Origin of the sequence: Flavihumibacter sp. ZG627, from assembly GCF_000814325.1 — a bacterium.
GTDB lineage: Bacteria > Bacteroidota > Bacteroidia > Chitinophagales > Chitinophagaceae > Flavihumibacter.
On the sequence record NZ_JPHF01000001.1, the window covers coordinates 78,289 to 93,139 of the forward strand.

The 14,851-nt window shown below is 45.5% G+C and carries 14 protein-coding genes; 7 read left to right on the top strand and 7 right to left on the bottom strand.

The features are described 5' to 3' along the window. Positions 1 to 32: 32 nt before the first annotated feature. On the bottom strand, positions 33 to 488 hold the full coding sequence (locus tag HY58_RS00325; RefSeq protein WP_039126130.1) for a MarR family winged helix-turn-helix transcriptional regulator: 456 nt from the start codon (positions 486 to 488) through the stop codon (positions 33 to 35). A gap of 52 nt (positions 489 to 540) precedes the next feature. Then, positions 541 to 1,605 carry a radical SAM/SPASM domain-containing protein gene (locus HY58_RS00330; protein WP_253271469.1) on the bottom strand — a complete coding sequence of 355 codons (1,065 nt, stop codon included), beginning with the start codon at positions 1,603 to 1,605 and terminating at the stop codon, positions 541 to 543. A 69-nt stretch (positions 1,606 to 1,674) separates the two neighbouring features. On the opposite strand from HY58_RS00330, the gene HY58_RS00335 reads away from it, so the two are divergent. Together HY58_RS00335 and HY58_RS00340 are read left to right on the top strand one after the other, a co-directional pair. Beyond that, positions 1,675 to 3,171, top strand: a complete 1,497-nt coding sequence (locus HY58_RS00335; RefSeq protein WP_039126135.1) for a choice-of-anchor I family protein — start codon at positions 1,675 to 1,677, stop codon at positions 3,169 to 3,171. A 516-nt stretch (positions 3,172 to 3,687) separates the two neighbouring features. After that, positions 3,688 to 5,247, top strand: coding sequence for a hypothetical protein (locus tag HY58_RS00340; protein WP_371197759.1), 1,560 nt, complete (start codon positions 3,688 to 3,690; stop codon positions 5,245 to 5,247). 29 nt (positions 5,248 to 5,276) lie between these two features. Here HY58_RS00340 and HY58_RS00345 read toward each other — a convergent pair whose 3' ends face one another. Then, the gene (locus HY58_RS00345; protein ID WP_156123516.1) at positions 5,277 to 5,504 is read right to left on the bottom strand and encodes a hypothetical protein; all 228 of its coding nucleotides are present in this window, start codon (positions 5,502 to 5,504) and stop codon (positions 5,277 to 5,279) included. 52 nt (positions 5,505 to 5,556) lie between these two features. After that, positions 5,557 to 6,324 carry a glycoside hydrolase family 25 protein gene (locus tag HY58_RS00350; protein ID WP_039126141.1) on the bottom strand — a complete coding sequence of 256 codons (768 nt, stop codon included), beginning with the start codon at positions 6,322 to 6,324 and terminating at the stop codon, positions 5,557 to 5,559. Between the two features lie 135 nt (positions 6,325 to 6,459). Here HY58_RS00350 and HY58_RS00355 point away from each other — a divergent pair, with 135 nt between their 5' ends. Together HY58_RS00355 and HY58_RS19370 are read left to right on the top strand one after the other, a co-directional pair. Then, on the top strand, positions 6,460 to 6,993 hold the full coding sequence (locus tag HY58_RS00355; protein ID WP_039126144.1) for a hypothetical protein: 534 nt from the start codon (positions 6,460 to 6,462) through the stop codon (positions 6,991 to 6,993). Between the two features lie 106 nt (positions 6,994 to 7,099). Next, complete coding sequence (locus HY58_RS19370) at positions 7,100 to 7,258, top strand: hypothetical protein (protein ID WP_156123517.1); 159 nt, start codon at positions 7,100 to 7,102, stop codon at positions 7,256 to 7,258. Here the strand turns inward: HY58_RS19370 and HY58_RS00360 are convergent. After that, a complete protein-coding gene (locus tag HY58_RS00360) occupies positions 7,255 to 8,049 on the bottom strand; it encodes a tryptophan-rich sensory protein (protein ID WP_039126147.1) in 795 nt (264 codons plus the stop codon). The two genes, HY58_RS19370 and HY58_RS00360, sit on opposite strands and share 4 nt — an antisense overlap. 229 nt (positions 8,050 to 8,278) lie before the next feature. On the opposite strand from HY58_RS00360, the gene HY58_RS00365 reads away from it, so the two are divergent. The 3 genes from HY58_RS00365 to HY58_RS00375 all read left to right on the top strand — a co-directional run bounded on the left by HY58_RS00365 (position 8,279) and on the right by HY58_RS00375 (position 13,586). Further along, positions 8,279 to 10,120 (top strand): alpha-L-fucosidase, encoded by a 1,842-nt coding sequence (locus HY58_RS00365; RefSeq protein ID WP_039126150.1) that lies wholly within the window; start codon positions 8,279 to 8,281, stop codon positions 10,118 to 10,120. A gap of 97 nt (positions 10,121 to 10,217) precedes the next feature. Then, positions 10,218 to 11,837 (top strand): sulfatase, encoded by a 1,620-nt coding sequence (locus HY58_RS00370; RefSeq protein ID WP_253271470.1) that lies wholly within the window; start codon positions 10,218 to 10,220, stop codon positions 11,835 to 11,837. A 186-nt stretch (positions 11,838 to 12,023) separates the two neighbouring features. Then, positions 12,024 to 13,586: an arylsulfatase gene (locus HY58_RS00375; RefSeq protein ID WP_082022037.1), complete on the top strand. Its 1,563-nt coding sequence runs from the start codon at positions 12,024 to 12,026 to the stop codon at positions 13,584 to 13,586. 16 nt (positions 13,587 to 13,602) lie between these two features. Here the strand turns inward: HY58_RS00375 and HY58_RS18575 are convergent, their stop codons facing one another. After that, positions 13,603 to 13,950, bottom strand: a complete 348-nt coding sequence (locus HY58_RS18575; protein WP_052323700.1) for a helix-turn-helix domain-containing protein — start codon at positions 13,948 to 13,950, stop codon at positions 13,603 to 13,605. A 425-nt stretch (positions 13,951 to 14,375) separates the two neighbouring features. Continuing rightward, positions 14,376 to 14,672 carry a ribosome hibernation-promoting factor, HPF/YfiA family gene (gene hpf / locus HY58_RS00385; RefSeq protein WP_039126152.1) on the bottom strand — a complete coding sequence of 99 codons (297 nt, stop codon included), beginning with the start codon at positions 14,670 to 14,672 and terminating at the stop codon, positions 14,376 to 14,378. Positions 14,673 to 14,851 lie beyond the last annotated feature (179 nt).

Consider the following 14,851-nt stretch of genomic DNA (forward strand, 5'->3'; position numbering starts at 1 on the left):
TATAGGAACCGTTAAATATATTGCCTCGCGAGTCAATCCTGAGAATTGCGTAGTTTATCCAGCAAATGATTAAGCTGTAGCGCCTCTGCCTCATCAAGGTTTTTTAACACGGATTCCATTTCATCTTCCTGGGCATCCATCTGCGATAAGAGTTCTTTTCCTTTCTCTGTTATAACAACATCTACCAGCCTCCTGTCAGCACCGCAAACGGTTTTACGCACCAGGTCCTTCTTCACCAGCCTGTCCACAATGCGGGAAGTATCACTCATTTTATCGAGCATGCGTTGCCTGATCTGAAGCGTACTGAGTGGCTCACCCGCCCCGCGAAGGATTCGCAGGATATTGAACTGCTGGTTGGTGAGATCATAGTGGTCAAGGAACTTACGGGTGTTTTCCATCAGCCAGTTGTAGGAAAAGATCATATTGATCATCGCCTTCTGGTGCTCATTTCTGAACTTTCGCTGGTTGATGTCCTTATTGAGGCTCATAAAATGAATGGTTAAACGATAAAATTACAGAAATTCCATGTGCCCACTTCAATTATCCCCACACTTTAGTTCCCTCAGAACAGTTTGCGCATATATCAATATTCGCCCTCCCCGCTAATAATTTAGAGCGGAAACTTTTATAATCACTATCCTGCCAAACCTCTTTAAATGGCTTTCCCTTCAGGTTCCCGAGCTGGTGCTGGGCGTCCTTATCAAAACAACAGGGAACAACCAATCCATCCCAGGTTATGACCGGCGAATGCCAGGCACGCCAGCAATGATTTGCCAGACTGCCTTTGAATTGGTAGTCTCCTTTCTCGTTCTTCTTATACCTGCTATACTTATCCAAAGTGGGGATCAGCTGGTTGGGATCATTTTCATAATCATATACCTGCGCTGTCTTCAGCCAAACGTCATCAACACCCATTTCTTTACCCAGGGCCTTTACCTCATCTATCTGGTGCTGATTAGGCTTAACCACCAAAAACTGGAATACCACCAAGGGCGTCTTGCTCTTCAGTTTTTTCTTCCAGCGCACAATATTCCTGGCGCCCTCAAGCACCTTATCCAGTTTTCCGCCCACCCGGTATTGCTGGTATATTTCCTGGGTGGTGCCATCAAGTGAAATGATCAGCCGGTCGAGCCCACTCTCCACCGTTTTGCGTGCATTTTCATCGGTTAGATAATGTGCATTAGTGGAAGTGGCTGTATAGATGCCTTTATCGCCGGCATACTTCACCATTTCAAGGAAGCCCGGATTCAGGTAAGGCTCGCCCTGGAAATAAAATACCAGGTAATAAAGGTGGCGATGCAATTGATCAATGGTATCACGAAAAAAATCCTGCTGCAGCATACCCGTAGGGCGGGTGAATGCCCTGAGTCCACTGGGGCACTCGGGGCAGCGGAGGTTGCAGGAGGTAGTTGGCTCAAAAGAGATAGAGATCGGCAGCCCCCATTGCACCGGTTGCTTCAGGTACTTACTCACATAATAACTACCTAAAACCTTGGAGGCATTCCAGGCGCGGCGGATCGTGAGCTTTCGCAGAAGATTTACTGAATCGGTGAAATTAAAGGGCATGGCGCAAATATACGTTTCTCCCTTCCTTAACCATTCCATAACCATGCGTTCACAATATGGTAATGAGCCCGGCCTAACCTTGCTATTCCAAAAAATACTGCACTAATTATGAAAAAATTTCTCCCCCTTATTCTGCTGGCGGGGTCCCTGGTTGCCTGCAATAAAAACGATTCTCCTTATTTCACCAACGAAGACCCGGCTAGTTTTTCCGAGACCGGCTCAATTGATATTGGTGGTGAAGGCGCTGCTGAGATCACCGCATTTGACCCTGTCACCAAAAGATTGTTCGTGGTGAATAATACCGATCGTAATAAGATCGATGTCATCGATTTCAGCAATCCCGCTTCCATGACAGTTATAGCAGATATCGACATCAGTTCATTCGGCGCAGCGAATAGTCTGGCAGTTTCTGAAGGTAAACTTGCTGCAGCAGTTGAAGCTAATAACAAACAAGATAATGGCCGCGTATATATCTATGATACAAAGTCACTAACTGAATTAAAGCAAATCAGCGTTGGCGCTTTGCCCGATATGATTTGTTATAGCGCTGATGGCAATTTCATACTTACCGCAAATGAAGGCGAACCAAGTTCGGATTATAGTAATGACCCCCTTGGAACAGTATCCATTATTTCAGTGAGACAAGACTATTCTGTAAATACAATTGATTTCAGTTCTTATAACAAGGAGGAGTATGCGCTAAAGAAAAAGGGCCTTCGGATCTTTGGCCCCGGTGCAAGTCTGGCCCAGGACATGGAACCTGAATACATCACGGTATCACAGGATTCGAAAACCGCCTGGGTAACGCTGCAGGAAAACAATGCCATTGCAAGGATCAACCTCGCATCACAATCATTCACCGGTATTTTCCCGCTTGGTTATAAAGATTATAGCGATATTATGAACGCTATCGATCCTAGTGATGAAGATGGTATCAAGGAATTGCGCACAGTTCCTGCTTTTGGGATGTACCAGCCTGATGCTATCGCAAGTATGCAGATTAAGGGAGTGCCCTTTCTCTTTACTGTTAATGAAGGCGATGTACGTGAGTATGATGCGTATGTAGAAAACAAGCGTGTCAGTGCTATCACACTTGATCCTGCTGCGTTTCCAAATGCTGCTGTGTTGCAGCAGAAGCCTGTTCTTGGCCGGTTGAATATTTCTACTGCCCAGGGTGATACCGATGGTGACGGTGATTATGATGAGCTCTATTCATTTGGCGCCCGTTCATTCAGTGTGTGGAATGGAAATACCGGTGAGCTGTTGTTTGATAGCAAAAATGACATCGAGAAAAAGATCATCGCCGCTGGCATGTATGAAGACAAACGCAGTGATGATAAGGGCGTAGAACCGGAAGGTATAGCACTTGGTAATGTGGGAAATAAAATAATTGCTTTCGTGGGATTAGAGCGCGTGGATGCAGTTGTACTTTACGATGTAACAAACCCCGGCAATCCGCAGTTCCTGCAAGTTCTTAAAACAGGAGATGCTCCTGAAGGAATACTATTTATCCCTGCGCTTCAAAGTCCCACCGGTAAAAGCCTGCTGGTTGTAAGCAGTGAAGGGGATGGGGTGATTAAGGTGTTTAGTCCGGAGGGCCTGTAGGAGAGATGGAGAGATGGAGGGATGGAGGGATGGAAGGGCAATGGGCAATAGTGGAATTTCTATTCACTATTGCCCATTCTCTTGCCGAAGCAATTGATTTTCAGTCCTAAAATAATATGTTAATTTTTTAACAGTTTTTTGGTGGAATTGGAGAAATTCACCCTATCTTCACGACCGCTTATAAAAAAAAGAAGGTCCACTGTAGAAACAGTCGACCTCTAACGATTGCTTGCCATATAAAAAAACGTTCGATTCTTGTTTGTCCCGTCCAACCCTTTGGCTTTCGGGGGAATGAGTTCCGGATGTCAGGCCTCTAATTCTTGCTTTGCCCTTTCTAACGATTGTCTTCCTTTCTAACGGTTGCTTGCCAATTTTTTCTTTTCTCCTGAACTCTGATGTAAAAGTAATGCCTGTTATAAGTGGTTTAAAATCATATTTAGCCACTTTTTATTACTCCAAAAAGGGTAATTTTGCGCCTAATCGCTTATCCAGCAAGGAGTTCCGAAAAAAAACCTAATGATGCCCAACCGATCTACAGATGCTTTATTTCAATTAATAAAATCACTTCACAAGGCCGAAAAGCGACATTTCAAGCTCTATATTAAGCGTGCAACTGCAAAAGAGAACCTGAAAATTGTGGAATTATTTGACACGCTCGACAAACTCGACGACTATGAGGAAAGGGAATTGCTCAAAAAACTCCCATCCATTAAAAAACCACAGCTCAACAATATCAAATCGCATCTATATAAACAACTGCTGGCCAGCCTGCGCGACCTTAAGAGCACAGATACCCTTGAACTACAACTCTCCGAACAACTCGATAATGCCCGGATCCTCTACCATAAGGGCCTCAAACACCAGGCCATGCGGATTCTGGAACGCGCCAAAGAACTGGCCACAGCCAATGGAAAGTTCAATTACCTCGCGCAGGTGATCTCACTGGAGAAAAAGATCGAAACCCTGCATATTACCCGCACCATACAGGAAAAAACTGAAAAGCTTACCCAGGAGGCCCTCGAGATCAGTGGTCATATCGATCGTGTAACCCGGCTGAGCAACCTGGCACTTCGCCTTTATGGCTGGTATGTGATGCATGGCCATGCCCGAAATGAAAAAGACGAAACAGGCATCAGGCAATTCTTTAAAGAACAACTTCCTTCAGATGCATTTGAGCTAACTGATTTTTATGAGAAGCTCTATCTCTACCAAAGTTATACCTGGTATGCTTTCATCAGGCAGGATTTCCTGATGTACTATCGTTACTCCAAAAAATGGGTAGATCTTTTTTATGAGCAGGAAGTAATGCAGAAGGTGGAGATAGGTCACTTTATTAAGGGATTACATAACCTCCTGAACGCACATTTCGATTTACGAAACTACCAGCAGTTCCAGGTGGTGCTCAAACAGTTTGAGGAATTTGCCAAAACGCCCATCGCACAACAGCACGATAATTTCCGGATCCATACTGATATCTATATCAACAGCGCCCGGCTTAACTGGCACCTGATGACCGGCACTTTTAAAGAAGGATTGGGCCTCGTGAATACCATGGCGGAAAACCTTAAGGAATATGAGCTCTATGTTGATCCGCATCGCATCGTGGTGTTCTATTATAAGTTTGCAACATTATATTTCGGCAGCGGCGATTATAATACCTGTATCGACTATCTGCAAAAGATCATCAACGATACTTCTGCCAACCTCCGCATCGATCTGCAAAGCTATGCCAGGCTCATGCACATGATGGCGCATTACGAACTGGGTAACGATGATATCATGGAGTCACAGATCAAATCTGTTTACCGCTTTATGGCAAAAATGAAGAACCTGACTGTGGTGGAAGAAGAGATGTTCCGCTTCATAAGGCATTCATTCGGATTGAGTCCGCGCAAGCTAAAACCCGAACTCGAAAAATTCCTGCAGAAGATCAAGCATCTTGAGAAGAATCGCTTTGAAACCCGCGCCTTCGCCTATCTCGATATCATCTCCTGGGTAGAGAGCAAAGTATTTGAAAAGCCGATGAACCAGGTGATAAATGAGAAATACTTAGCGAGCAGGAAGAGGAGATATTGATGGAGGGATGGAGGGATGGAAGCGAACTCCTAAATCGGTTTACTCCAGAGCTTGATAAAATATCGGATCATTGCGATTAGGCTGATCAGAAAAAAGGCATAGAAGATATAATTTCCGAGGGTTGGTGTATTGGCGAAGAAGAACCATCCGAACCACAATCCCAGTGTAACGTTGGTGAGCATCCATAAAGCACCCACACTAACGGTCATCAGTGTTCGCGTTAGCAAATCGCGGGCGTCTTCTTCCATTTCACTCATAAAATTTTCTTTACAATTAACTTCCATCCCTCCATCTCTCCATCCCTCCGTTTCATTCTATCAAAAGGTCCGCAAAATCCGTGGAGTCACCATTAAAAACATTGAAATCCACCTTACCTCTTATGCCATTCACATTTCCCGTTTCACTGTACTGCCAGAAGGCCCAGTTACGCGCAATACGGGGTCGGTCCTTTCGCAGGTAATGCGCCACCCAGAGAGGATAGTTATCAAAATCACCTTTCAGGAATTTATTATAGAATTCCACATTGGTATAGATAATAGGCTTCACACCATAGTGGGCTTCAAGCCGATTGAGGAAGGCCTTCACTTCTGTCCTTAATTTATCGGGCGTTACACCATAGGTCTGTTCAACATCCAGAACAGGGGGGAGGTCACCCTTTTCAAGCTCCACCCGCCGGATAAAATTTTCAGCCTGTTCAACGCCACTCTTAGGAGCCAGGAAAAAATGATAAGCCCCGCGCGTGATTCCGGCATCGCCTGCATTTCGCCAGTTCCTGTTGAACTGCGCGTCCATATTACCTAATCCCTCAGTTGCCTTGATAAACACAAACCCGATGCGTACATCCTCCGCCACCATCTCTTTCACCATATCCCAGTTGATACGTTGCTGGTATTTGGAAACATCGATACCGTGAATGGAATAATTGGCAGGTACTTCGATCCCGAATTCCTCATAATGCTCAAAATCGGGTCGGCTGCTGCTGAACCACCACCACCCCAGTAGGGCCACCACCGCTAGTATAAGTACTGCTAGCAGGGAACGGGGACCAGTATTATTTGTCGCTTTCTTTTTCGCCATGCGTCGGCAAATTTATGGATTTAGACCTCCTCTCCATCCCTCCACCTCTCCATCCCTCCATCTCTCCATCCCTCCACCACAATTTTTCCCTTTTCTGGAACGTTATTTGCCAATAATCCGTTCTAATAATACCATATGAAAACAATTACCCTACTGCTTACCCTATTTACCCTTGGTTTCGTTTCTTGCGAAAAAGTTGATAAACTCACGCAGTTCACCATCAATGACCAGTTCGAGACAACCATAAAGGCCGGCCTTGCCACCCTGGCACCTACCGATATGGAAACCCCACCTGTTACATCCATAGCCGAAAAAGAGCTGACGATGAACAACTCACGCATGGATATGATCGAATCGGTAAAACTGGAAGAACTGAAGATGGTCATCTTTGACCCTACCGGCCGCACCTTTGACTTCCTCAAGGATATTGAACTATATATTGCGGCAGAGGGTCTGCCGGAAAAGAAGATCGCTTCTGCCAACAACCTGGGCGACGATGTAACCAATACCATCCGACTCACAACAGAGAATGTAGAACTGGAACAATACCTGAAAAAAGGAACCTATACCATCCGGATGCGGGTGACAACTGATAAGATCATCAACCAGGACATAAAGGTGCGTAGCACCGCCAAATACTTCGTGGATGCTAAAGTATTGGGACTCTGATCGTTAACATAATCTGAAAATATGGAGGGATCGCATCACTGCGGTCTCTTTTTTTATGCCATTAGCCGGTAATCCGCTAAATTGTAGGTTGATTAAAAACAAGACCATGTCGCTCCTGAATAATAATAACAAGAACAAAGACAAAAAGAAGAACAATCCGCAGCCGGCAAAGCCCGGATTTGGATCAGGCGTTAAAGGGAAGAGCAGTACCAAGGCCGCTACCCGCAATACCAAACTCACCGGTGGAACACAGCGTGGATCCTAGTCCACGGCAGTATGTACACTCTTTTTTCTTATAAAGGTGAAGACCGCTCCGGCCAGTAAAAGAATGAGGCAGGCCTGGGCTACATTTCCTACCATGGCATTGTCTGCACCCTGCCTGGAGTAAATGCCATATAATGCCCAGGCTATCACCAGCGCATACGCCAGGTCCTTAAACTTCACCAGGAAATATATTCCTAATAAAGTAGCCACAACAGTCATTATGCTGCTCCATGTTGCTGCTTCTATTCCCGCGCCCTGCCATCCCATATCTACCAGCAAAGCTGTGATATTGGCGATAGTAGCAACACTGATCCAGCCCAGGTAAACACTGAAAGGAAGACGGGTACAAACTTTTTGGGTCACCGTAAGCTCTCCCCTTAAGGGCAGGAGTTTCCGGTATATATAAATGAGGGTCGACAAAAACAACAGCATAACTATTACTGACAACCGAACCTGTAGGTAATGCCAGCAAAATATCCAGCTGATATTCAGGAAGCAGCTCACCACGAATAAATTCAATACCGATTCCAGTGTATGGTAAGGGATTCTCGCCCCGGGGGCACTGAATGCCACGATCAAATGATAGATGGTATAGGTAAGCAGTAAGGAATAAATAACCGACCAGATACTGAAAGTGAAACCCGCAGGCACAAACAGGTTGGGGTAGCGATCGGAAATGGCTCCGGTGCTCATGCCATTAAGGGGAAGCATCACGGCCATCGCATTCACAATAATCACGGCGATCATCGCCAGCAGGCCAAGAACGGCCCAGGTTTTGAAGCTATTTTTCATACTCAGGTTCAAATTAACATCTGACGATCTAAGATGGTTTATCCGGTTAAGGTAAATAAATTGCTGATTGGATAATATTCTGTAAACTTCCGGCTGATTGCAAGATGTTTTTTAATGCCAATCAATGGAGATTTGTACCAATTAATATATGCTCATGATCAATCTGTCGTGTATGTTCCGTACCTATGAGTCAAGGTCACAGCGAATCCATCCGTGCAGACGGCATTTAATGCTGCTGCTATTCGTAGCATTCAGTTTTGCCACTGCATCTGCGCAACAACAGCTATACCCCATACCCTATGGTGTGCTGCCAACTGAAAACCATCTTCGCTGGCATGAGATGGAATCATATGTGCTGATCCATTTCACACCCACAACATTTGAGAATAAAGAATGGGGCTACGGCGATGCAGATCCTTCCATCTTCAATCCCACAAAATTTGATGCCCAACAGATCGTGAACGCAGCCAGGGCCGGTGGATTCAAAGGCGTGGTTTTCGTTGCCAAGCACCACGATGGCTTTGCCCTCTGGCCAACAAAAACCACTCCATATAATATTAGTAAAAGTCCATGGAAAGATGGCAAGGGCGATATGGTCAAAGAATTTGCACAAGCCAGTAAAAAAGCGGGAATGCAGTTCGGCGTCTACTGCTCACCGTGGGATCGCAATCATCCCGGTTATGGAACCGCCGCTTATGTGACCGACTATCGCAACCAGCTCCGCGAACTCTATACCAACTACGGCGAACTCTTCATCACCTGGTTTGATGGTGCCAACGGAGGCGATGGTTACTATGGAGGCGCCAATGAAAAAAGAAATATTGACCGCACTACTTATTATGGATGGGATAGTACCTGGAAACTTGTGCGCACCCTCCAGCCAAAGGCCGTGATCTTCAGTGATATGGGCGATGTACGCTGGGTGGGAAATGAACATGGTCATGCAGCAGAAACTTCCTGGGCAACCTTCACGCCGATTCCTACAGATGGAAATAAAGTGGCCGTTCCCGGTGAAATGAAATATGAAAACTCCGCTGGCGGTACCCGTAACGGTGAGTTCTGGAAGCCGGCAGAATGCGATGTTCCTCTGCGGCCAGGATGGTTCTATCATGCCGATCAGGATAAGAGAGTTAAAACACCTGCACAACTCTTCGATCTCTATTTTAAAAGTGTTGGTCGCGGTGGCAACCTCGACCTTGGACTCTCCCCCGATACCCGTGGACTCCTCCACGACAATGATGTGGAATCCCTCAAAGCTTTCGGTGAAATACTGAAGAAAACCTTTGCTGAGAACCTTGTTAAGAAAGCAAAAATTTCTGCCAGCAATGTTCGTGGTGATAATAAATTATTCAGTGCTGATAAACTGATCGATGCCAATCGCTATTCTTATTGGGCAACTGATGATGATGTAACCAAAGCAGAAGTTTTACTTGAATGGAAAGAGCCTCAAACCTTCAATGTTATCAGGCTGCGTGAGAACATTAAACTGGGGCAGCGTATTGAGAAACTTGCAGTGGATGTAATGAGCAACGGGCTCTGGAAACAGGTGGGAGAGGCCACCAGCATTGGCGCTAATCGACTCATCCGCCTACCCGCTACTGTAAAGACCGACAGACTTCGCATCCGCATTATCGAGTCACCTGTGAGCCTTGCGCTCAGTGATATCGGCGTATTCCGCGCCCCCGATAGTATCCCCGACCCATCTTACGCAAAGATCAGGGGTAAGGCAGGTATCGATCGCAGCGGATGGAAGTTAGTGGAATCAACTCCCGCCAAACCCGGTCAGGTTACCATTGATATGGGACAGGCATATTCAGTGAAAGCATTTACTTACCAGCCGCAGTCTGGACAAACAGCGTTTGCTGCTACCAGTTATGAATGGCAGGTAAGTGTTGATGGCAAGAACTGGAAAACTGTTTCAGAAGGGGAATTTAGTAATATCAAGGCCAATCCCATTGAGCAACTCGTGGTGCTGAAGAGGCCGGAGCAGGTTCGCTATTTCCGGTTCATCGGGAAAAATGATGGCGAGGTGCGAACAGGTATTTCCGGTTTGGGCGCTATCGAAGAATGATCACCTGCTTTTGACTTATCTCATAATAAAAGAGGTAAAAAAAGCGGCAGTTAATTACCCGGACGTGCCTTCAACTTGCATGTGTAAACGAAAAATTATGAAGAGCTTTAGCAAAAGAATGATTTCAAAACTATGTGTTGGTTTGCTGGCCACTTCATTGTTACTGGCAGGTAAGGCAATTGCGCAAACACAACCATCGCAATTACAATCACCTCACCCCCCTGCCCGCCCAAATATAGTTCTCATCATTTCCGATGACCATGCTTACCAGGCCATAAGCGCCTATGGTAGCAAACTGGCAACCACCCCCAATATTGATCGGATCGCCAAACAAGGCGCCATTTTCAATAAAGCCTATGTAACCAATAGCATCTGCGGACCAAGCAGGGCAGTGATCCTCACAGGAAAATACAGCCACAAAAACGGGTTTAAGGATAATGAGAATTCCACCTTCGATGCCAACCAGGATTCATTTATCAAACAGCTTCGCACCAATGGTTACCAGACAGGCTGGGTGGGAAAATACCACCTGCATTCTGATCCGCAGGGATTTGATTTCTGGAAAATATTACCCGGACAAGGAGAATATTATAACCCCGATTTCCTCACAATGGGTGGAGGCAAAGAACGTATCGATGGTTATGTAACCAATATCATCACTGATATCGCGGAAGACTTTCTCAATAAGCGCGATGCCACCAAACCATTCTGCCTGGTGATCGGCCATAAGGCTACCCATCGAACATGGATTCCCGATACTGCCGACCTTGGCATGTTCAGTAATACAAAGTTTCCCCTGCCGGAGAATTTCTATGACCAATATCGCGGTCGCGCCGCAGCAAGCGTTCAGGACATGACCATCTCCAAAACCATGCTGATGGATTATGATCTTAAAATGCATTCCTTCGGTAATAAGGGGCAGGGCTATCACAAACGTTACAATGAAGCGCAGCGCCAGCGGATGGATGCATATTATGGCCCCATTGAAGCCGACCTCAAAGCAAGGAACCTCAGTGGTAATGCATTGACGGAATGGAAATACCAGCGCTACATGGAAGATTATCTCAGCACCGCAGCATCCATGGATCGCAATATTGGTCGCGTGCTCGACTACCTCGACCAGAATGGCCTCTCTAAGAATACGATCGTTATTTACATGAGCGACCAGGGATTTTTTCTCGGTGAACATGGATGGTTCGACAAGCGGTTCATGTATGAAGAATCATTCCGAACACCCATGCTTATGCGCTACCCCGGGCATATACAGCCGGGCACCGTGGTCAATAGCTATGTGATGAATACCGATATCGGTCCAACCCTGCTTCAGGCAGCAGGCGTGAAGGTTCCTGCCGATATGCAGGGCAGGTCTTTCCTTCCCCAGTTAAAAGATACTGCTAACAAGGGTCCTGCCACGATGTATTATCATTATTATGAGAATGGAGAACATTCTGTATCGCCACATTTTGGTGTGCGTGCAGGTCGCTACAAGCTGATCCGTTTTTACCAGCGGGTAGATGATTGGGAACTTTTTGACATGCAGGCCGATCCTAATGAAATGAATGATTTGTATGGGAAGAAGGGATATGAAAAGATCACTGCGCAGATGAAAAAAGAACTGCTGAAGCAGATCGACAAATACCAGGATGAGGATGCACGGAAGCTGGTGAATAAACCACTGCCCGGATCCAGATTAAAACAACCAGGAGAAAAGTTATAGGAATGTTCCGCACATTAATTTTATCGCGCCAAATTCCTGGCAATATGCCGCGCCGATTTTTCGCTTAATATGTTTACTGCGCCGATTGACAGGAATATTTATTAGTTGCAAATGCAAAAAAAATTCGCGACACTGTTAAATATGTGGGCACAGGATTTTTACGATTTGATTAAAGATGTTTGGCTTATGAGTAGGATTTCCATTTTGCTTTTATTTCTAATAGTTCCGGTATTGTTGTGGGCACAATCAAATGCTCCCACACCACCCAATATAATTTTCATACTCGCCGATGATCTCGGCTATGGCGATCTTGGCGTCTATGGACAAAAAAAGATCCGAACACCTAATATCGACAAGCTCGCACGCAAAGGCATGCGCTTCACCAATTTCTATGCCGGCAGCACAGTCTGCGCACCTTCCCGTGCTGCGCTGATGACGGGGCAGCATACCGGTCATGTATATGTGCGTGGTAATGGTGAAGTGCCATTGCGTGAAAATGATACGACGCTCGCGCAAAGATTGAAGGCGGCGGGATATATGAATGGAATGGTGGGCAAATGGGGTCTCGGGTTGCAGGGTACCACGGGAACGCCTGAACGCAAAGGCTGGGATTTTTTCAGTGGTCACCTTCATCATATTGAAGGACATTACCAGAAGCCCGATTCGGCCTGGCAGATCGTCAGTGGGGAGTCTGTGAGGGTGCCGCTTCCCGCAGGCAAATATGCCAATGAATGGTTTAAGGATGAAGCGCTGCGGTTTATTAAACTGCAAACTGCTTCCAAAGCAAATACTTCAGCTGCCGCGCATTCTTCACCCTCTTCAAACTCATCGACCTCCTCGAACTCTTCATCATCCGCAAACTCTTCAGCTGCCGCACATACTTCAGCTGCCGCGCATTCTTCAACTTCCTCATATTCTCCAACCACCTCCAATTCTCCAATCTCCTCCAATACTGCGAAACCTTTTTTTCTCTACGTTTCCTTTACACTTCCCCATGCAGAGCTTGTGACCAATCCAAAATACCTTCGCAAATACATCCGCCGCGGAAGAAGCATTTTTGGTGAGGAGAAGGCACATCCTGCAGGCCAGCATTATGGTCCACAGCCTTTTCCCAAAGCGGCCTATGCTGCCATGGTAACTGAGATGGATGATTATGTTGGGGAAATAATGAAACAGCTTCGTAAATCCGGATTGGAAGAAAATACCATCGTGATCTTTGCCAGCGACAATGGAACACATGTTGAGGGCGGCCGATCGAAAAGCGATGCTATCGAAACATTTAAAAGCAGTGGCGCCTTACGAGGCGTTAAGCGCGATCTCTATGAAGGGGGTATTCGCATACCCTTTATCGTGAACTGGAAGAAAAAAATAAAGGCAGGCTCCGAAAATCCTCATATTGGTGCTTTCTGGGATATGCCCGCAACCTTCGCAGAACTCGCAGGTGTTTCATCGCCTGGAGGAGATGGCATCTCTTTTCTCCCGGCACTTATGGGTAATGTGCAACCTTCCCATGCATTTCTCTATTGGGAATTTGGTGAAGGCGGATTTAAACAGGCTGTGCGCCATGGCAAATGGAAAGCGATTCGATATTACAGCAACGGTCAGCCTGATCGAACTGAACTCTTCGATCTTTCAACTGACATCGGTGAGCAAAACAATCTTGCGGGCTCAGAACCTGCTAAAGTAAAAGAGATGGAAATGCTAATGGACCGCGCGCGCCGCGCATCCGAACACCCCCTTTGGCGTTGAGTATTTTCTTTAGTTTTCACAAAGGACTGCTCCCAATTCGGTTGTCTGGCATAAATTTTCTATTTTTTGCCTTGGGCCGGCGGAGTATTTTTTGTTTCACTAGCGCTTCAACTATCTCATTAGCCCCTGCCAGGTTGAGCAGATTTTTCTCTACTCCTATTTGAACCAGAACCTTATAAATGGCGCCAATTGAAACACCAGGATCTCCATTCTCCATCCGGTGAATAGTGCTTCTGCTGAGTCCGGTGTTCAATGCAGCAAAATTGATTGAAATATTACTCAGATATCTTTTTAACCTGATCTGTTTGCCCATTTCCGCAAGTATTTCCTTTTTGCCCCATTTATCCGTTTCTTTTGATTTCATGCTCGTTGAAATTTAGTGTAAAGAACTAAAATAAAAGATGATTGAACCAGCGTGAAAAAACCTATTATCTAAGGGTTATTTTATCGTTACATTGATTCTGCCATTCCTTTTTACAAATCGGAAGTTGCAGGAGAGTGGGGTTAAAAAAAGATGTGTTTTATATTGACCCGTATTTGGATCAATAAAGGCCAATTATGGAGCATATTTGGATCACTTTAAAAACAGCCTTGAAAATAGTATAGCTCCTGATACAAGCTGCAATTTGTAATTTTTATTGCACGATAACGATGCCCAACCATCACCTTGCCCAACCATCCCCCTGTTCAACCATCACCTTTCGCAAACATAACCGAGCCGAACGTTAACAACTTCCATAAAAAAAGCCAGCGAAATTTCGCTGGTCTTCATTGATTGGTTGTTTATCCTTAGTATGCGCTCTTCGACTTTAATTTTTCGATCTGCCTTTCGAGGGCCTCAACAGCTTCCGCAGTTGCTTTCTCAAAAGAATCTGCCTGCGCACTTGCTAAAAGATCGTTACCCGGTATGACCAGGCGAATATCTGCGATCTTATTTTCTCTTGTTGCAGACTTTTCAAGTTTCAAGGTTATATCATAACTGATAATATTGTCGAGGTAGCGGCCAAGTCTTGATACTTTTTCATTCACAAACTCATTTAACTCAGTTGATGCGGTAAAATCCAGCGATTGAATATTAATGTTCATAGTGTAACTCTTTGATACAAAGTACAGCTTATTCCGGGCTTCCCGACTGATAAAAGTCACACCCCCAACTGTTTAACATTAGGTCAACAATTCCTTCCATTGATCATTATTGGGAATTTTGTATGCACACAAAGAATCTCAAAATATGTCCGATCTCCCCGCTCAATTGTCGCATTTTG